We start from the raw sequence: 18,672 nt of genomic DNA, 5'->3' as shown, positions 1-18,672 counted from the left end.
GCCTTTGCGCGAGGGCGCGGCATTGTATGGCAAACTTCGCGCTTGATTGACGGCGGCGGCAACCATGGCGTCGGGGTCGCTTCGGTAGCGCGGGGTTTGCTAACGACGCCGTAAGGCACCCGGAGGCGCCGGAACGTCATACCGGAACCATCCGGGTTGCCGCGACACCAATGATCACGACGCTCATGCCGCATGACAGGCGCAACAGGCTCAGGTTGCCGCCGTCGTGCACGGCAAAGGGCCATGAGCAGACGAAGAACGCAGAAAAGGATTCGCTTGAAATTTCCCTACGAATGGCAGATTGGCTGGCGCTACACCCGCGCCGGCAAACGCACGACCGGTAACGGCTTCATTTCTTTCATCGCGCTCGTGTCGATGTCGGGCATCGCGCTCGGTGTCGCGGCGCTGATCGTCGTGTTGTCCGTGATGAACGGTTTCCAGAAAGAGGTGCGCGACCGGATGCTGTCGGTCCTGGCGCACGTCGAGATTTTTTCGCCGACCGGTTCGATGCCCGACTGGCAATTGACCGCGAAGGAAGCCCGCCAGAACAAGGAAGTGATCGGCGCGGCGCCGTATGTTGAAGCGCAGGCGCTGCTCACACGTCAGGACGCCGTGAGCGGCGTGGCGCTGCGCGGCGTCGAACCGTCGCTCGAGCCCGAAGTATCCGACATCGGTAAAGAAATGAAGGGCGGCAAGCTGACCGACCTCGTTCCGGGCGACTTCGGCATCGTGCTGGGTGCGGACCTCGCCACCAATCTCGGTGTGACGGTCAACGACAAGATCACGCTGGTCGCGCCTGAAGGCACGATCACGCCCGCTGGCATGCTGCCACGGCTGAAACAGTTCACGGTGGTGGGCATCTTCGAGTCGGGGCATTACGAATACGACAGCACGCTCGCGCTGATCAACATCAAGGATGCGCAGGCGCTGTTCCGGCTACCCGCGCCAACCGGCGTGCGGCTGCGCCTGACCGACATGCAGCGGGCGCCGGAGGTCGCGCATCAACTGGCGCGCAGCCTGTCCGGCGATCTGTACATCCGCGACTGGACCCAGCAGAACAAGACCTGGTTCTCGGCGGTGCAGATCGAAAAACGCATGATGTTCATCATCCTCACGCTGATCATCGCGGTGGCGGCGTTCAATCTGGTGTCGTCGCTGGTGATGACGGTGACCAACAAGCAGGCTGACATCGCGATTCTGCGCACGCTCGGCGCGCAGCCTGGCTCGATCATGAAGATTTTCGTGGTGCAGGGCGTGACCATCGGCTTTATCGGCACGGCGACCGGCGTCGCGCTCGGCTGCCTGATCGCGTGGAGCATTCCGTGGCTCGTGCCGATGATCGAACATCTGCTCGGCGTGCAGTTCCTGCCGCCGTCCGTGTATTTCATCAGCGAACTGCCGTCCGAACTGATTCCCGCCGACGTCGCGCGAATCGGCATCATCGCGTTCCTGATGTCGGCGCTGGCGACCCTTTACCCGAGCTGGCGTGGTGCGAAAGTCCGTCCTGCGGAGGCACTGCGCTATGAATGACCGTTCCGCTAGCGTATCCATGAATTCTGAAGACACCGCGCTGTATCCCTATGTGCTGGAAGCAACCGGCGTTTCGAAGTCGTTCGTGCAGGGCGGCCTCAATGTGCAGGTGCTGAACAACGCGGAATTAAACGTGCGGCGGGGCGAAAAGCTGGCGATCGTCGGCGCGTCGGGTTCCGGCAAGAGCACGCTGCTGCATGTGCTCGGTGGCCTTGACGATCCGAGTGCGGGCCATGTTTCGGTGATGGGCAAGCCATTCACGAAGCTCTCCGAACGCGAACGTAACGACCTGCGCAATCGCGCACTCGGTTTCGTGTATCAGTTCCATCATCTGCTGCCGGAATTCACGGCGCTCGACAATGTCGCCATGCCGTTGCGGATTCGCCGCATGACGACCGAAGCCGCGCGGCGCGAAGCGCTTGCGGTGCTGGAGCGCGTCGGCATGGGGCATCGCGCGAAGCATCGTCCAGGCGAGCTGTCGGGCGGCGAGCGTCAACGGGTCGCGATCGCGCGGGCGCTGGTGACGAAGCCCGCGTGCGTTCTCGCCGACGAACCCACCGGCAATCTGGACGGCGGCACTGCGGACACCGTGTTCAATCTGATGCTCGAACTGTCGCAAACGCTCGACACCAGCTTCGTGATCGTGACGCACGATCCGGAACTGGCGGGTCGTTGCGACCGGATCATGCGCTTGCGGGACGGCGTGTTGCACGAAGAGCCGCCTGTGCCGGTTTAATTGTCGCGTGGAATGTGAGCGATGCTTTGCCACCTCTGTCACTAGCGAGGCGCGCCATGTGGATCGATACGCACTGCCATCTTGACGCTTCCGAATTCAACGCCGATCGCGATGAAGTCGCCCATGCGGCGCGTCAGGCAGGCGTAGCGCGCATCGTGATTCCCGCGATCGGTCGCGAGAACTTCACGACGGTGCGCGAACTGGCGCACCGCATCGACGGCGGCGCGTATGCGCTCGGCATCCATCCGCTTTTCACGCCGGGCGCGCAGGAGCACGATCTCGAACTGCTGCGCGCGGAAATCGAGGCGAGTCTCGACGATCCGTTGTTCGTCGGCATCGGCGAGATCGGCCTCGATTATTTCGTCGAAGGTCTCGACGATGCGCGTCAGCAGTTCTTCTACAACGGTCAACTTCAACTGGCGCGCGAATTCGATCTGCCGGTGATTTGCCACGTGCGCAAATCGCAGGACCAGGTTATCAAAGGGCTGCGGCGGCATCAGATCCACCGCGGCATCGCGCACGCTTTCAACGGCAGTTTCCAGCAGGCTCAGGCCTATATTGACCAGGGCATGCATCTCGGTTTCGGCGGCAATCTGACCTTCGAGCGGGCGCGGCAAATCCGCCGCCTTGCGGAGCAACTGCCGTTCGACGCGCTGGTCGTCGAGACCGATGCGCCAGACATCGCTCCTTCGTGGATGTACAAGCAGCGCAACTCGCCCGAACAGATTCCGGGCATCGGCGCGGGCCTCGCGCAACTGCGCGGCATGACCGCCGACGAAGCCGCCCTAGGCACAACGGCTAACGCGCTCGCCGCGCTGCCGCGGCTCGCACTTTCCTCTGCATAATTGAACGCGATGGTTTGAGTGGTTCGCGCCGGGCGGAACACACGCCTGCCGGGCCTGCTGATGCCTGCTCGCTGTGCGTTGCGCCCTTCGGCGATGGCTGGAAGGCGGGGGCGGAGGGCGGATGCGGGCATGGTGGTGCGGGTTTGCGTTGGGTGTGATCGGGTTGCAGCGGCAGGCGGCGTTGCCGGATTGGGGTGGATGGTGTGCCCTGGTGCTGCTTGGGTGCATTACGAGTCTTGTGGCGGTGTGGGGATTGCGCCACGGTGCTTCGGGCGAAGGGCGTAACAGTGCTTCGAGCGACGGGCGGAGCGAGACGTCGGGCGGATTGCGCTGCGGTGTTTTTGTAATCGCCGCCGCGCATACGGCAGTTGCAAATTCGCGCCTATCCCATGTCTTGTTCAGCGCACGCGTGCGCGCATGCGTCGGCTGGGGCGCGTTGTGGATTGCAGCCTTATGCGTGGGTTTCGGCTATGCCGCGTGGCGTGCAGAAATGCGGCTCGCGGTGAGCTTGCCGAGTGCATGGGAAGGGCGCGATATCGACGTCGTCGGCAGCATCAAGGGTCTGCCTTCACGCGACGACAAGGGCGCGCGCTTTCTCTTCGAAGTCGATTCGGCCGACCCGGTCGATTCGGTCGACGCACCGATCGCCGCTTTTCCGCGCGTGATTCAACTGTCCTGGATTGCCGAGGACGCACCCCCGCCGTTGCTCGAGCCAGGCGCACGCTGGCGTCTGACCGTGCGGCTCAAACGCCCGCATGGCAATGCGAACTTCGGCGTGCGCGATGCCGAAGCCAGTTTGCTGGCGCGCAATGTGCGCGCTACCGGCTATGTCAGCGCACCGGCTCGAGCGGTGCGTTTGCCGGGCAACGCGCGTGGCGTCAGCGTCACGGTCGATCGCTGGCGCGCCGTGCTGCGTGCGCGCATCGACACGGTGCTCGCCGACGCACCGCATCGTGGGATCGTGGTGGCGCTCGCCATTGGCGCGCAGGACGAAGTCAGCGCGGCCGACTGGCTGCTGATGCGTGGCACGGGCACCAGTCATCTCGTGGCGATTTCGGGTTTACATATTGGCTTTGTCGCCGGCCTTGCGGCGTGGCTCGCCGGTGCAGTGTGGCGGCGCTCGGGGTTCATCGGTCGCAACTGGCCGTTGCTGCTGCCCGCGCAAATCGTCGCGGTGACGGGCGGTGCATTGTTCGCGGGGCTGCATGCGGCGTTGGCCGGTTTCAACGTGCCGGCGCAGCGCGCGCTGTGGATGGCGGGTGTGGTGGCGCTCGCGTTTATCAGCGGCCGTAACGTCCCGCGATCGGTGGTGCTGGCGTGGGCGCTCGGCCTGGTGCTGCTGATCGATCCGTGGGCGGTCGTGTCGGCGGGATTCTGGCTGTCGTTCTGTGCGGTGGCGGCGATTCTGTTCGCGATGTCGGGACGGCCCCGCATGCAGGATCACGAGCAGCGTCGCGACGAAGAGGGTGAGGGCGGCGCGGCGCCGACAAGGCTCGCGCGCCTGTGGTCCGGTCTGGGCCGCCGCGTGCGCGCTTTTGGTGAACGCCTGCGTAACGCCGCGCATGTGCAGTTCGCGGTGACCGTCGCGCTTGCACCGCTCACCGTCTACTGGTTCGCGCAGATTCCGTTGATCGGCCCGCTCGCGAATGCCTTCGCGATTCCGTGGGTGAGTCTGCTGGTGACGCCGGCGGTATTGGCGGGCGTCGCGTTGCCCGCGCCATTCGACGCCCACGCCTTTCGCGCCGCGCATAGCTTGCTCGATCTGCTGACCGCAGGTTTGCAGATGCTGTCCGGTCCGGCATGGGCGCTCTGGCGGTTGCCGCAGCCGCACGCATGGCCGCTCGCCGCAGCGGCGGTCGGCGTCCTCTGGTGTCTGGCGCCACGCGGCTGGCCATTGCGCTGGGCCGCACCGCTCACGTGGCTGCCGCTTTTGTTGCCGGCGCCGTCCGGGCCGCCGTATGGCAGCTTCCGTCTGACGGCGTTGGACATTGGACAAGGCACCTCGGTACTGGTCGAAACGGCGCATCACACGCTGCTGTTCGATACCGGTCCAGGGCCGGAGTCGACGCACGCGGGCGAGCGGGTTGTCGTGCCGTTTTTGCAGGCTCGTGGCGTCACGGCGCTCGATACGCTGATCATCAGCCATGCCGATTCCGACCATTCGGGCGGCGCGCCGGCTGTACTGGACGCGATCGAGGTACGTCAGATGGTGGCGGCATTGGCGCCGACGAATCCGCTGTGGTCGAACGCAAAGCAACACGGCGCGGATACGCTGCCCTGTGCGGCGGGGCAGCGCTGGCAATGGGACGGCGTCGAGTTCGCGATGCTCTGGCCGGATGCCGGGCCGCTGCAGGGCAAACCGAATGCGCATTGCTGCGTATTGCGGGTGAGTACCTTGCCTGCTGCAATGAGCTCGCCTGTCATGGCGAGCCTGCCGGCCGCGGAGGGTGTGTCGCTTGCGAAGGGCAGGGCGGCTGTCGGGAGCATGCCGGTCGGAAGTGTTCAAACGGCGACGCCACGCATGGCGGCCTTGCTGGCGGCTGACATCGAAGCGCCGGTCGAACGGATCCTGCTCGCGCGCGATCGGGGCGCGCTGCGCGCTCAGGTGCTGGTCGTGCCGCATCACGGGAGCAAGACCTCGTCGACCGAGCCGTTCCTCGACTCTATCGACCCGCTCATCGCGCTATTTCAGGTAGGCTATCGCAACCGTTTTCATCATCCGAACGCGGGTGTATTCGAGCGCTACAAGGCACGGCACATCGAGCTTGCGCGCAGCGATGCGGACGGCGCGGTGCGGGTCGACGTCAGCCCGGAATTCAGCCGGGGTCCCGATCCGAACACCGGCCCCGAGGCAAGCACGGGAGTTAGCGCAGGGTTGAATGGCGCTGCACTGACGCTCGAGCGCTATCGTGACACGCAGCGCCGCTACTGGATGGATCGCTGATGGATTGCCGGCCGCACAGATAAAACAAATGCGCCGCCGGGCCTGGAGCCTGCACGAAAAGCGAGGCCCAAAGCTCGAGCGCCAAAACAGAACGGAGATAGCAGCAGTTGAAAAACATCATCCACTTCTCGCACGCGAACGGTTTCCCGGCGTCGACGTACCGGACAATCTTCGCCGAACTCGCCGATGATTACGAACTGCGCTCGATCGAGCGCATCGGCCACGACGCGCGTTATCCGGTCACGCAAGACTGGCCGCATCTGGTCGAGCAGTTGCTCGACGACGTCGGCCGTGCCTACGAGCGACCGGTATGGCTGGTCGGCCATTCGCTGGGCGGCTATCTGTCGCTGATGGCCGCGCTGAAGAAGCCGCAGTGGGTAAAGGGCGTGGTGATGCTCGATTCGCCCGTGATCGCCGGTTGGCGCAGCAGCATGTTGCGGGTGTCGCAATGGACCGGACTCGACGAGCGCCTCTCGCCCGCGGCCGCCACCCGCGCGCGCCGCACGCAGTGGGCGAGCCGCGACGAGGCGTGGCGGCACTTTCATTCGAAGCCGGCATTCGCGCGCTGGGACGAGCGCATGCTGTCCGATTACATCGACTTCGGCATTCCGCAGAGTTCGCCCGACGGCGGCCGGTCGCTCGCTTTCGACCGGCGCACCGAGTATCAGATCTATAAGACCTTGCCGCATACGCTTGGGCCCCGACTTGCGCGCGGCGCGCCGGTGCCGGTGGGGTTCATCGCCGGCACGCATTCAAAGGAAGTGCGCCAGGCGGGTCTGGAGGCCACCCGCCGCGCGACGGGCGGCCATGTGGAATGGATCGAAGGCAGCCATCTGTATCCAATGGAAAAGCCGCTTGAAACCGCGCGTGCCGTGCAGCGGATGTTGCGCGAACTGGAGCGGGTGGCTTAGGGCCATGCGTTGCGCCGCGCGCGAGTTCGTCGGCGCGGTGGTCTGCTTGTATGCGCCCCGCTGGGGCCGCCGTGGCGGCGCGGCGTGCAAATGCGGTTGGGCGGCGCCGTGAAAACAGTGCATGATCGGCGCACGGCGATTGCCGCCACCGTAGCATCGGCGCATGCAGATGTCGCTCGGATTTTGCTGGGTTGAGACCCTGCTTTACGGTATAATCCGTTTTTCCCGCGAGCATCCAGCGATGACCAAATATGTTTTCGTCACCGGCGGCGTAGTATCTTCCCTCGGCAAGGGTATTGCCGCCGCTTCCCTCGCCGCGATCCTCGAATCGCGCGGTCTCAGAGTCACCCTCCTCAAGCTCGATCCCTACATCAATGTCGACCCCGGCACGATGAGCCCGTTTCAACACGGCGAAGTGTTCGTAACGGAAGACGGAGCGGAGACTGACCTCGACCTCGGCCACTATGAGCGCTTCATCAGCACCAAGATGCGCAAGGCCAACAACTTCACCACGGGCCAGATTTACGAATCGGTGATCCGCAAGGAACGCCGCGGCGATTATCTCGGCAAGACGGTGCAGGTCATTCCGCACATTACTAACGAAATCCAGGCATTCATCGAGCGCGGCGCAGCTTCTGCGACGTGCGGTGAGCCGGATGTCGCGATCGTCGAAGTGGGCGGCACCGTAGGTGACATCGAATCGCTGCCGTTCCTCGAGGCCGCGCGTCAGATGAGCCTGCGCATGGGCCGCAACAGCGCCTGCTTCGTGCACCTCACGCTGGTGCCCTGGGTCGCCACCGCAGGCGAGCTGAAAACCAAGCCTACGCAACACAGCGTGCAGAAGCTGCGCGAAATCGGTATTTCGCCGCACGTCCTGCTGTGCCGCGCCGACCGCCCGATTCCGGACGACGAGCGCGCGAAGATTTCGATGTTCTCGAACGTGCCCGAAGACGCGGTGATTTCCGTGTGGGACGCCGACAGCATCTACAAGATTCCGCAGATGCTGCACGACCAGGGCCTGGACGCGATCATCTGCGAAGAGCTCAAACTCACGCCGAAGGCGGCCGATCTGTCGATGTGGTCGAACCTCGTCGAGAAGCTCGAACACCCGCAGCACGAAGTTACGATCGGCATGGTCGGCAAGTATGTCGATCTGACCGAGTCGTACAAGTCGCTGATCGAAGCGCTGCGCCATGCGTCGATGCATACGGCGACCAAGGTCAACATCCAGTACATCGATTCGGAAGAAGTCGAGACGCAAGGCGTCGACAGCCTCAAGCATCTCGATGCGGTGCTCGTGCCGGGCGGCTTCGGCCGTCGTGGCACCGAAGGCAAGATTGCCGCGATCCGCTATGCGCGTGAAGCGAAGGTGCCGTATCTGGGCATCTGCCTCGGCATGCAGCTGGCCGTGATCGAATTTGCCCGTGACGTGGTCGGCCTGAAGAATGCGAACAGCACCGAGTTCGATCAGGAAACCGAGAACCGCGTGGTCGCGCTGATCACCGAGTGGTACGACCGCGAAGGGAAGGTCGAGAAGCGCACGGAAGAATCGGATCTGGGCGGCACGATGCGCCTCGGTTCGCAACGTTGCCCGATCAAGCCCGGCACGATGGCCGAAGAGATCTATGGCAAGGATGTGAACGAACGCCATCGCCACCGTTATGAAGTCAATAACCGCTTCGTGCCCCAGCTCGAAGCCGGTGGGCTTATCATCAGCGCCCGTACCCCGAGTGAAGATCTGCCGGAAATGATGGAATTGCCGCGCAGCATGCACCCGTGGTTCGTCGGCGTGCAGTTCCACCCGGAATTCACGTCCACGCCGCGTGACGGCCATCCGCTGTTCAAGTCGTTCGTCGAAGCGGCGCTCGCGCATCAGCAGTCGCGCGCGGTGAACGAAGTTGGGGAGAAAGCATGAAACTGGGCGATTTCGAAATCGGGCTCGACAAGCCGTTTTTCCTGATCGCAGGCACCTGTGTCGTCGAATCCGAACAGATGACGATCGACACGGCAGGCCGGCTGAAGGAAATCTGCGCGAAGCTGAACATTCCGTTCATCTACAAATCGTCGTACGACAAGGCCAACCGCAGCAGCGGCAAGTCGTTCCGCGGTCTGGGCATGGACGAAGGTTTGCGCATCCTGTCGGAAGTGAAGCGTCAGCTCGGTTTGCCGGTGCTGACCGACGTACATGCCGAGCACGAGATCGAGCAGGTTGCGTCGGTGGTCGACGTCCTGCAAACGCCCGCTTTCCTGTGCCGTCAAACCGACTTCATCCATGCTTGCGCGCGTTCGGGCAAACCGGTCAACATCAAGAAAGGCCAGTTTCTCGCACCGCACGACATGAAGAATGTGATCGACAAGGCGCGTGATGCGGCGCGTGAAGCAGGTCTCTCGGAAGACCGCTTCATGGCGTGCGAGCGCGGCGTGTCGTTCGGCTATAACAACCTCGTGTCGGACATGCGATCGCTTGCGATCATGCGCGAAACCAACGCGCCGGTCGTGTTCGACGCCACCCACTCGGTGCAGTTGCCGGGCGGGCAGGGCACGAGCTCGGGCGGTCAGCGCGAATTCGTACCGGTGCTGGCGCGTGCCGCAGTGGCGACGGGTGTGGCGGGTCTCTTCATGGAAACTCATCCGAAGCCTTCGGAAGCCAAGTCGGACGGTCCGAACGCGGTGCCGTTGCATCGCATGGCCGATCTGCTCGAAACGCTTGTTACGCTTGACCAGGCCGTCAAGCGTGCGCCGTTCCTCGAAAGCGATTTCAACTGATTCAGGCGTTCGCGGCGTGTCATGATCGGGCTGCACAATGGGCTCCATCGGTATCATCGGCACGCGGCGAATGCACGCAATGGTCGTCGAAAGCATCAGGGTGCGCGTAGTGTGCTGGGGAGACCGGTGCGCTGCATGAGACAGGAGCGCTGAAGCGCTAACTCCGGATCGACACGCCCGGTGCAGTTTCACAGTAAAGAATTCAACGTCATTTCTTGAGGAAACCATGAGTGCTATCGTAGATATCATCGGTCGAGAGATTCTCGATTCGCGAGGCAACCCCACCGTCGAATGCGACGTGCTGCTCGAATCGGGCACGATGGGCCGCGCTGCGGTGCCGTCGGGTGCATCGACGGGTTCGCGCGAAGCGATCGAACTGCGCGACGGCGAAGCCGGCCGTTACGGCGGCAAGGGCGTGCTGAAGGCCGTCGAGCACATCAACACCGAAATCTCCGAAGCGATCATGGGCCTCGACGCTTCCGAGCAGGCCTTCCTCGACAAGACCCTGCTGGAACTCGACGGCACCGACAACAAGTCGCGCCTCGGCGCGAACGCGATGCTGGCCGTGTCGATGGCCGTCGCCAAGGCTGCGGCTGAAGAAGCCGGTCTGCCGCTGTACCGCTACTTCGGCGGCTCGGGCGCAATGCAACTGCCGGTCCCGATGATGAATATCGTCAACGGCGGCGCGCACGCAAACAACAGCCTGGACATCCAGGAATTCATGATCGTGCCGGTCAGCCAGCCGACCTTCCGCGAAGCACTGCGCTGCGGCGCCGAAGTGTTCCACGCGCTGAAGAAGATCCTGTCGGATCGCGGCATGAGCACGGCAGTGGGCGACGAAGGCGGCTTCGCACCGAACTTCGGCAGCAACGACGAATGCCTGTCGACCATCCTGCAAGCCATTGAAAAGGCTGGCTACCGCGCTGGTGAAGACGTACTGCTGGCACTCGACTGCGCAGCGAGCGAGTTCTACCACGACGGCAAGTACCAGTTGGCGGGCGAAGGCCTGCAACTGTCGTCGACGGAATTCGCCGACTACCTGGCGAACCTGGCCGACAAATTCCCGATCGTCTCGATCGAAGACGGCATGCACGAAAGCGACTGGGCCGGCTGGAAGATCCTGACCGACAAGCTCGGCAAGAAGATCCAGTTGGTGGGCGACGATCTGTTCGTCACCAACACGCGCATCCTGAAGGAAGGCATCGAGAAGGGCATCGCCAACTCGATCCTGATCAAGATCAACCAGATCGGTACGCTGACGGAAACCTTCGCGGCGATCGAAATGGCGAAGCGCGCCGGCTACACGGCTGTGATCTCGCACCGCTCGGGCGAAACCGAAGATTCGACGATTGCGGATATCGCAGTCGGCCTGAACGCCGGCCAGATCAAGACGGGTTCGCTGTCGCGTTCGGACCGCATCTCGAAGTACAACCAGTTGCTGCGTATCGAAGAAGACCTCGGTGATATCGCCAGCTACCCGGGCAAGTCGGCGTTCTACAATCTGCGCTAATCGCCTGGCTGCTAGCGCCGACCGATGACCCGGTTATCCTTCGTTTCTGATTGACCCCGCCGCCCTGCGTATATCGCAGGGCGGCGTGTATTTATTGTGCTTACTTCATGCGGCTTGTCACTGCTGTCCTGATCGTTCTACTGGCGCTGATCCAGTACCCGCTCTGGTGGGGACACGGCGGCTGGTTGCGCGTGCACGAGTTGCAGCAGCAACTGGCGCAGCAACTGCAGAAGAACACCGATTCGAAGCTGCGCAATGAGCGTATCCAGGGCGAAGTTCAGGATTTGCAGAACGGTACGGCCGCAGTGGAAGAGCGGGCGCGTTACGAAATGGGCATGGTGAAGGACAGCGAGGTGTTCGTGCAGTTCGTTGCGCCGAACGCGCCGTTGCCGGCTGCGAACACGCCTTCGGTTGCCACGTCTACGCGCGGTGTGGTGTCGGCGGCGCCGCTGCATATGGTGCCGAATCCGGAGTCGCGCGCGAAGCCGGAGCGCAAGCGTGGCGGTAAGGTGGCGACAGAGAAGAAGGCCACGCACTGAGTTTGTTCAGGCTGGTTGAGCTCGCAATTGAACGCGAAACAAAACGCAGGAACGAGCGTAAAAGCTCGCAGGAAGACGAAAAAAAGCCGCTGATCCACAAGATCCGCGGCTTTTTATTTGCCTGTGATGCCTGCCGCTCCGTCGGGTCGCCGTATCGGCATGCTTACCGTTCGCGCGTGCACGCTTCGGCTTACCAGCCCCAATACGGTGAATAGCCCACGCCGACACTCGTGCCCCAGCCACGACCCCAACCGCCGCCATAGTAACTGCCGTACACGCTGACGGGTGGCGAGTAATAGCGTGAGTACGCTTGAGCAGCGTTTTCGGCGGCAATGGCCTGATTCTGATCGGACAGCACCTGACGGTCGATCGCATCGTAGCGCTCGCGCTCTTCAGGCGTGAGCGGCCGCGCGCTGCCTGCCATGCCCGACTGATCGGCCGGCAACCGGCTATAAATCGGCGATGGGCCCGGCGGGTCCATCACGCAACCCGTCAGCGCAGCGCTGCCGCCGATGACCGTCATCACGGCGAACGTACGCATGCAATGCTTCAACGAAGTAGGGAGGTTCATTTTTATCTCCATCGGTCGGATGCCTAAGCAAAACACGCGCAGCACGCACCGCCGACGATCCAGCGCAATGATCGACGATAACGCGCCACCCGAGCCCGAAAAGGCAGCGAACGGCGCGTCATTTTTACTACCGCAATGCCAGCGTAATGAACCGCCGCGGCCGCTTCAGTGCCGCTGGTCGGCCGCCGGGGTCACGCCTTGTGAGAGCGCATTGGCGACAAAAAGTTGCGCGACGTCGACCGGATCGAATTCGTACCGTTGATTACAGAATTCGCAATGAATCTCGACGTGGCCGCGCTCTTCGATCACGCTGTCCACTTCCTCGCGGCCCAGCATTTTCAACATGGCGCCGACTTTTTCACGCGAACAACTGCATTCGAAACGCGTCGTAGCCGGCTCGAAATGCTGCACATTCTCCTGCCAGAAGAGACGGCGGAAAATCGTTTCCGGTTCTTCCTTCAACAGTTCGTCTTGCGACATCGTGCCGCCGAGCGTGCAGACGCGCTCCCATGTGTCCGCGTCCAGGTCGCCCGGATGTGGGACGATGCCGCCGTCACCCGGCAGCTTTTGCAGCAGCATGCCGACCGCGCGCTCCGTGTTTGCCGCAAGCCACAGGCGCGTGTCGAGCTGCTCCGAGTGATGCATGTAGTGCTCGAGCACTTCGGACATCGACTTGAGCGGGCCGTCCACACCCGACAGCGGGACGATACTTTGATACGGCTGCTGGCCGGGCTGCTTGTCGCGCGGGTCGAGCGTGATCACGCAGCGGCCATGGCCGCTTGCGTTGACCAGGTCGATCATGGAGGTGGCGTCGTCGATCGTATTGGCCGCTTCGCCGGAGAGCTTGGCGGTAGCGCGCATCGACAGGTCGGAGCTGCATTGCACCACCAGCATCTTGGCTGGCCCGTCGCCAAAAATCTGCATGACGAGCGTGCCGTCGAACTTGAGGTTCGCCGAAAGCAGCGCGCACGCGGCCATCATCTCGCCCAGAATCGTCCGTACGGGCGCCGGGTAGTCCCGGCGCGTCAGCACTTCCTGCCACGTATTGCGCAGCGAAACGATCTCGCCGCGCACCGGCGCCGCGCTGAACATGAATTTTTGCAACTGGTCGCTCACAACTTTTCCTCGGTCGAATGACGCAGCCTGATGCTGCGCCTTGCGCGCCGCGCGCTCCGGCTGATTAGCCGATGCGCACTAGCTGCGCCTTGAAATATTCGCGGCGCTCGGCATAGCTTGCCGTGCCGCGCTGCATATTGGCGATATCCGTCTCGGTCAGCTCGCGCACCACTTTGGCGGGCGCGCCGAGAATCAGCGAATTGTCGGGAAATACCTTGCCTTCGGTGACGATGGCGCCCGCTCCGACCAGACAGTTGCGGCCGATTACCGCACCATTCAAGACCACCGCCTGAATTCCGATCAGCGAGCCTTCCTTGATCGTGCAGCCGTGCAGCATGACCTGGTGGCCGATCGTCACATTCGGCTCGATCTTCAGCGGGAAGCCGGGGTCGGTGTGCAGCACCGCGTTTTCCTGGACGTTGCTGCCGGCGCCGAGCGTGATCGGCTCGTTGTCGCCGCGCAGCGTCGCGCCGAACCAGACGCTCGAATTTTCCTCAAGCGTCACATTGCCGATAATGTTCGCCGAATCCGCGACGAACACGCTTTCATGGATGGTCGGGGCTGCTTCGCCAAGCTTATAAATTGTCACGGAGTCTCCTCTTGATCGGTCGCGGCGCGCTGCGCGGATTGGCCGGGGCTGCGAAACGGGCCGGGCTGCAAAGCGGGGCTCCGAAACACAGGAAAACACCGGAAAACGCGCGAAACGCCCTGATGAACCGGGTTGTCCCGCCGGTCATGTGCAACAGGCGCGCGAGATGGTCGAATCGAGTATTGTAAACGGTTGTGTGCTTAGGTCGGTTGGCGGCGGCGCAGGCCGTCCGGCGTTCATCGGCTCCGGTGACCGCCACGACCGCCGCGCCTCCCGTCTTGCTTGCCGCCGTGCCCTTTGCCAACCGGGTTGCCATGAATTCCGCTGCTCCGTCCGTTTCGCCCGCTCTGCCGATATCGAATCCCGAGCATGGTTCGGATCGCGCGAATTGCGCGCGCACCGCGGCGCTAGCCGCATTGCGCGAGATCGACCCGACAACCAAGGCAGCCGCGACCCGCGCTTTATACGCCGCAATGCTCGACGGCAGCCTCGCATGCGCCGCGGACCTCGAACTCGCTGAGCCGGCAGACCTGCCGGGCCGTCCCGCGCGCCCGGAACTGGTCGATCCGCGCAAACTGAAACGCCGCAGCATGCAATCGCCCGAGGGGCGAGCCGTCTTGCTGCATGCGCTGGCACACATCGAATTCAACGCCATCAATCTCGCGCTCGACGCCGTCTGGCGTTTCGCCGGCTTGCCCGCCGCGTTCTACACCGATTGGCTCAAAGTCGCCGCCGAAGAGGCGCATCACTTCTCGTTGCTGGTCGCGCGGCTGGCGGAATTCGGCCACGCCTACGGCGATTTTCCCGCACACGACGGCCTCTGGGACATGTGCGAGCGCACGCGCGCCGATGTGCTGGCGCGCATGGCGCTGGTGCCGCGCACCCTCGAAGCGCGTGGCCTCGACGCCTCGCCGCCGATCCGGGCACGCTTGCAGCAGGCGGGCGACCAGGCATCCGCAGCGATTCTCGACGTGATCCTGCGCGACGAAATCGGCCATGTGCTGATCGGCAACCGCTGGTTCCGTCATCTCTGCGACGCGGGCGGCCTCGACCCGCACGATACCTACACGCGCCTCGCCGACCAGTATCACGCACCGAAATTACGCGGTCCGTTCAATTTCGAGGCGCGCCGCGACGCCGGTTTCGACGAAACCGAGCTGGTCGCGTTGGCCGGCCTCAACGCGGAACAGCCGGCCCCGCCAGCCCCACCGGCCATGAGCGACTGAAGCCTTTTTCCATAGTCAGCCCCCACGCATCGCCCGACTATCTCGTTATAATCGAACGACCATTCTTTTTTTGGGCAAGCCGTTCATGAATACCTCCAAGTCTGAATTTGTCGCCGTGCACGGCATCCGTCTGCATGTGCGGCGCTGGGGCAATCCGGATGCGCCGATGCTGTTCATGCTGCACGGCTGGATGGATGTGGCGGCGTCGTTCCAGTTCGTCGTCGACGCGCTGGGCGGCGACTGGCAGGTGATCGCGCCCGATATGCGCGGCTTCGGCCTGTCGGATTGGCCGGTCGCGGAGCGCGGCGGCGGCAACTACTGGATTCACGATTATCTCGGCGATCTCGACGCGCTGCTCGACCACTATGCACCGACCGGCGAAGTCAATCTGGTCGGCCACAGCATGGGCGCGAATATCGTCTGCCTGTATGCGGGCGTGCGGCCGGAGCGGGTACGCCGCGTGGTTGATCTGGAAGGCTTTGGGCTCGCGCCGTCGCACTCGGCGCAAGCGCCCAGGCGCCTGCGCAACTGGCTCGACGAACTGCGCGATCCGCCACAATTGAAGCGCTACGCGTCGCTGGACGACGTCGCCGGGCGTCTCATCAAGACCAACCCGCGCCTCGCTCCGCAGCGCGCGCAGTTCCTTGCCCAGCATTGGTCGAAACCGGACGGAGAAGGGCGTTTCATGCTGCTCGCCGATCCGGCACACAAGCTGCGCGGGCCGACGCTGTACCGCCTCGACGAAGTGATGGCCGTGTGGCGCAAGGCAAGCGCCAAAGTACTGCACGTCGAGGCCGCTAACTCGCCCACCCTGGCACAGATCGCCGGCGAGATTCCGCTCGACGAATTCAAGGCGCGTTTCCAGGCTTTCCCGAACTGGCGCGGGAAGATCATCGACGAAGCGGGGCACATGGTGCATCACGATCAACCGGAGCAGGTGGCCGCGCTGATCGAGGGCTTCTGCGCCTGAACCTTGCAAAAAGGTTTCGATGCGAGGTCCACTACGCGAGATAGCGCTGCGGCCATTTACTGCGTTGCAGTAAAATGAGTGCAGAACCTTCTCAAGACAAAGATGAACGCCGACCTCCACTGCCATTCCACCGTTTCCGACGGCCAGTTCGCGCCGGCCGATGTCGCGCGCCGCGCGCACGCGGGAGGCGTGACGCTGTGGGCGTTGACCGACCACGACGAACTGGGCGGCCAGCACGAGGCGCGTAGCACCGCTGAGGCGCTTGGCATGGGCTACGTGAGCGGCGTGGAGATATCGGTGACGTGGGCGTCGCGCACTGTGCACATAGTCGGCCTCGGCGTCGATCCGACCAGCACAACGCTGATCGACGGCCTCGCGCGCACCCGCAACGGCCGCGCGGCGCGCGCCGAAGCAATCGGCGAACAATTGGCCACGCTTGGCATCCCCGACGCCTATCAGGGCGCACTCAAGTACGTCTCGAACCCGGACATGATTTCGCGCACGCACTTTGCGCGCTTCATGGTCGAAAGCGGCTATGCCAGTTCGACGCAGGACGTGTTCAACCGCTATCTCGGCGACGGCAAGCCCGGCTACGTGTCGCATCGCTGGGCGAAACTGGCGGACGCAGTTGGCTGGATTCAGGCGGCCGGCGGTGAGGCGATCATTGCGCACCCGGGCCGCTATGCGTACTCGCCAGTTGAATTCGACGCGTTTTTCGCTGAATTCATCGACCTTGGCGGCAAAGCGATCGAAGTGGTGACCGGGAGTCATACGCCGGATCAATACCGCGAATATGCTGACGTCGCGCGCCGCTTCGGCTTTGAAGCCTCGCGCGGTTCCGACTTCCATGCACCCGGCGAAGGCCGCGTCGACCTCGGCACGCTGCCGCCACTGCCTTCCGATCTGAAGCCCGTCTGGGAACGCTGGCTGTGATCGCGCGCCGTGCCACGGCGGCACGATATGCGCGCAAGCCCTCGGACGAGGGCTTGCTTTCGCCCGATCTGCTGTCCGGCTTGCCACTTTTCGTCCGACTTCCATCCGCAGCCACCTGTCGCTACCGTTAGTCAAAATGTCCCAATACTTTCGGCTTCATCCGGATAACCCGCAGCCGCGCCTTGTTAAACAGGCCGTGCAGATCATCAATGACGGCGGCGTCGTCGCGTTGCCGACGGATTCGAGCTATGCGCTTGCCTGTCATCTCGACGACAAGGACGCAGTCGAGCGCTTGCGGCGCATTCGCGGGCTCGACGAGAAGGCACTGCTGTCGCTGCTGGTGCGCGATCTCTCTGAACTGTCGAACTTCGCGATGGTCGACAACCGGCAGTACCGCCTGATCAAGTCGGTCACGCCGGGCCCCTACGTCTTTGTGCTGCAAGCCACCAAAGAGGTGCCGCGCCGGCTGTCGCATCCGTCGCGCAAAACCATCGGCCTGCGGGTACCGGAGCACGCGATCACGCTGGCAATTCTCGAAGAGCTCGGTCAGCCGTTGCTCGGCTCCACGCTGATCATGCCGGGCGAAACCGAGCCGCTGAACGACCCGGAAGAAATCCGCGAACGGCTCGAGAAGCAGTTGGACCTGGTGATCGACGGCGGCCCGTGCGTATGCGAGCCGTCCACCGTGGTCGATTTGAGCGGCGCCGAGCCAGTGCTGGTGCGGGCAGGGCGCGGTTCTCTTGCGCCATTCGGTCTCGAAGAGACGGCATGAGCGAAAGCGGACAGACGCACGCAATCGCGTTGTTACAATAGCGAGTTATGGATTCTTCCCTGATACAAACCATTGCGGTTTACGCGTTGCCGGTGATTTTCGCCATCACGCTGCATGAAGCCGCGCATGGCTACGTCGCGCGCTGGCTTGGCGACAACACCGCGTATGTGCTCGGCCGCGTCTCCATCAATCCGATGCGGCATATCGATCCGCTCGGCACGATCGCGATTCCCTTGCTGCTGTACTTCGCTACGAGCGGCGCGTTCATGTTCGGTTACGCGAAGCCCGTGCCGGTCGCCTTTGGCAATCTGCGCAATCCGCGTTGGGGCAGTCTGTGGGTCGCTGCAGCGGGGCCGGCCTGCAATTTTGTGCAGGCGCTGGTGTGGGGCCTCGTCGGCGTCGCGCTCGCGGTATCTGGCGTCGAAGAGCCTTTCTTCACGCGCATGGCGGCCGCCGGCGTCGGCGTGAACCTCGTGCTCGGCGTGCTCAACCTGTTTCCGCTGCCGCCGCTCGACGGCGGCCGCGTGCTGATGGCGCTGTTGCCGCCGCGGCAATCGATCGTGCTGTCGCGCCTCGAACCGTACGGCTTTTTCATCGTGATGGCGTTGGTCATGACGGGCACGCTCACGCGTTATTGGCTCAGCCCGCTCGTGACGCTCGGCTACGGTGCGATTACCGCAATCCTGACTCCACTTGTTTCGCTTTTCTAAATAA

General features: G+C 63.4%; 17 protein-coding genes. 14 read left to right on the top strand and 3 right to left on the bottom strand.

The genetic code is table 11. The features are described from left to right. Positions 1–276: 276 nt before the first annotated feature. The 9 genes from PQQ52_RS10420 (at position 277) to ftsB (ending at position 11,781) form a co-directional block, all read left to right on the top strand. The gene (locus PQQ52_RS10420) at positions 277–1,530 is read left to right on the top strand and encodes a lipoprotein-releasing ABC transporter permease subunit (RefSeq protein ID WP_325045424.1); all 1,254 of its coding nucleotides are present in this window, start codon (positions 277–279) and stop codon (positions 1,528–1,530) included. Continuing rightward, positions 1,523–2,266 (top strand): lipoprotein-releasing ABC transporter ATP-binding protein LolD, encoded by a 744-nt coding sequence (lolD, locus tag PQQ52_RS10415; protein ID WP_408210063.1) that lies wholly within the window; start codon positions 1,523–1,525, stop codon positions 2,264–2,266. Before PQQ52_RS10420 ends, lolD begins: the two co-directional genes overlap by 8 nt. A gap of 56 nt (positions 2,267–2,322) precedes the next feature. Next, entirely contained in the window at positions 2,323–3,111 is a 789-nt protein-coding gene (locus PQQ52_RS10410) for a TatD family hydrolase (protein ID WP_408210060.1), read from the top strand. A gap of 121 nt (positions 3,112–3,232) precedes the next feature. After that, complete coding sequence (locus PQQ52_RS10405) at positions 3,233–6,055, top strand: DNA internalization-related competence protein ComEC/Rec2 (protein WP_408210057.1); 2,823 nt, start codon at positions 3,233–3,235, stop codon at positions 6,053–6,055. 107 nt (positions 6,056–6,162) lie between these two features. Then, on the top strand, positions 6,163–6,966 hold the full coding sequence (locus PQQ52_RS10400) for an alpha/beta fold hydrolase (protein WP_408210054.1): 804 nt from the start codon (positions 6,163–6,165) through the stop codon (positions 6,964–6,966). A gap of 241 nt (positions 6,967–7,207) precedes the next feature. Next, on the top strand, positions 7,208–8,881 hold the full coding sequence (pyrG, locus tag PQQ52_RS10395) for a CTP synthase (RefSeq protein ID WP_408210051.1): 1,674 nt from the start codon (positions 7,208–7,210) through the stop codon (positions 8,879–8,881). After that, positions 8,878–9,732: a 3-deoxy-8-phosphooctulonate synthase gene (gene kdsA / locus PQQ52_RS10390; RefSeq protein ID WP_097389693.1), complete on the top strand. Its 855-nt coding sequence runs from the start codon at positions 8,878–8,880 to the stop codon at positions 9,730–9,732. The genes pyrG and kdsA overlap by 4 nt, the downstream gene beginning before the upstream one ends. A 226-nt stretch (positions 9,733–9,958) precedes the next feature. Continuing rightward, complete coding sequence (eno, locus tag PQQ52_RS10385) at positions 9,959–11,242, top strand: phosphopyruvate hydratase (protein ID WP_097389692.1); 1,284 nt, start codon at positions 9,959–9,961, stop codon at positions 11,240–11,242. Positions 11,243–11,349: 107 nt separating this feature from the next. Continuing rightward, entirely contained in the window at positions 11,350–11,781 is a 432-nt protein-coding gene (gene ftsB, locus PQQ52_RS10380) for a cell division protein FtsB (RefSeq protein ID WP_408210048.1), read from the top strand. A 190-nt stretch (positions 11,782–11,971) separates the two neighbouring features. On the opposite strand, the gene PQQ52_RS10375 is transcribed toward ftsB, so the two are convergent. The 3 genes from PQQ52_RS10375 to PQQ52_RS10365 form a co-directional block, all read right to left on the bottom strand. Further along, positions 11,972–12,352: a hypothetical protein gene (locus tag PQQ52_RS10375; protein WP_408210045.1), complete on the bottom strand. Its 381-nt coding sequence runs from the start codon at positions 12,350–12,352 to the stop codon at positions 11,972–11,974. A gap of 165 nt (positions 12,353–12,517) precedes the next feature. After that, positions 12,518–13,468, bottom strand: a complete 951-nt coding sequence (gene hslO, locus PQQ52_RS10370) for an Hsp33 family molecular chaperone HslO (RefSeq protein ID WP_408210044.1) — start codon at positions 13,466–13,468, stop codon at positions 12,518–12,520. Between the two features lie 64 nt (positions 13,469–13,532). Further along, positions 13,533–14,057: a gamma carbonic anhydrase family protein gene (locus PQQ52_RS10365; RefSeq protein WP_408210041.1), complete on the bottom strand. Its 525-nt coding sequence runs from the start codon at positions 14,055–14,057 to the stop codon at positions 13,533–13,535. Between the two features lie 314 nt (positions 14,058–14,371). On the opposite strand from PQQ52_RS10365, the gene PQQ52_RS10360 reads away from it, so the two are divergent. The 5 genes from PQQ52_RS10360 to PQQ52_RS10340 all read left to right on the top strand — a co-directional run bounded on the left by PQQ52_RS10360 (position 14,372) and on the right by PQQ52_RS10340 (position 18,668). Then, a complete protein-coding gene (locus PQQ52_RS10360; RefSeq protein ID WP_408210039.1) occupies positions 14,372–15,283 on the top strand; it encodes a ferritin-like domain-containing protein in 912 nt (303 codons plus the stop codon). An 85-nt stretch (positions 15,284–15,368) separates the two neighbouring features. Continuing rightward, on the top strand, positions 15,369–16,253 hold the full coding sequence (locus PQQ52_RS10355) for an alpha/beta fold hydrolase (RefSeq protein ID WP_408210037.1): 885 nt from the start codon (positions 15,369–15,371) through the stop codon (positions 16,251–16,253). Between the two features lie 102 nt (positions 16,254–16,355). After that, a complete protein-coding gene (locus PQQ52_RS10350; protein ID WP_408210035.1) occupies positions 16,356–17,186 on the top strand; it encodes a 3',5'-nucleoside bisphosphate phosphatase in 831 nt (276 codons plus the stop codon). A gap of 136 nt (positions 17,187–17,322) precedes the next feature. Continuing rightward, entirely contained in the window at positions 17,323–17,958 is a 636-nt protein-coding gene (locus PQQ52_RS10345; RefSeq protein WP_408210033.1) for an L-threonylcarbamoyladenylate synthase, read from the top strand. A gap of 47 nt (positions 17,959–18,005) precedes the next feature. Continuing rightward, the gene (locus PQQ52_RS10340; protein WP_408210031.1) at positions 18,006–18,668 is read left to right on the top strand and encodes a site-2 protease family protein; all 663 of its coding nucleotides are present in this window, start codon (positions 18,006–18,008) and stop codon (positions 18,666–18,668) included. Positions 18,669–18,672 lie beyond the last annotated feature (4 nt).

The organism is Paraburkholderia sediminicola (genome assembly GCF_046030555.1).
Taxonomy (GTDB): domain Bacteria; phylum Pseudomonadota; class Gammaproteobacteria; order Burkholderiales; family Burkholderiaceae; genus Paraburkholderia; species Paraburkholderia sediminicola_E.
This window is presented reverse-complemented; position numbering and strand designations above follow the sequence as displayed.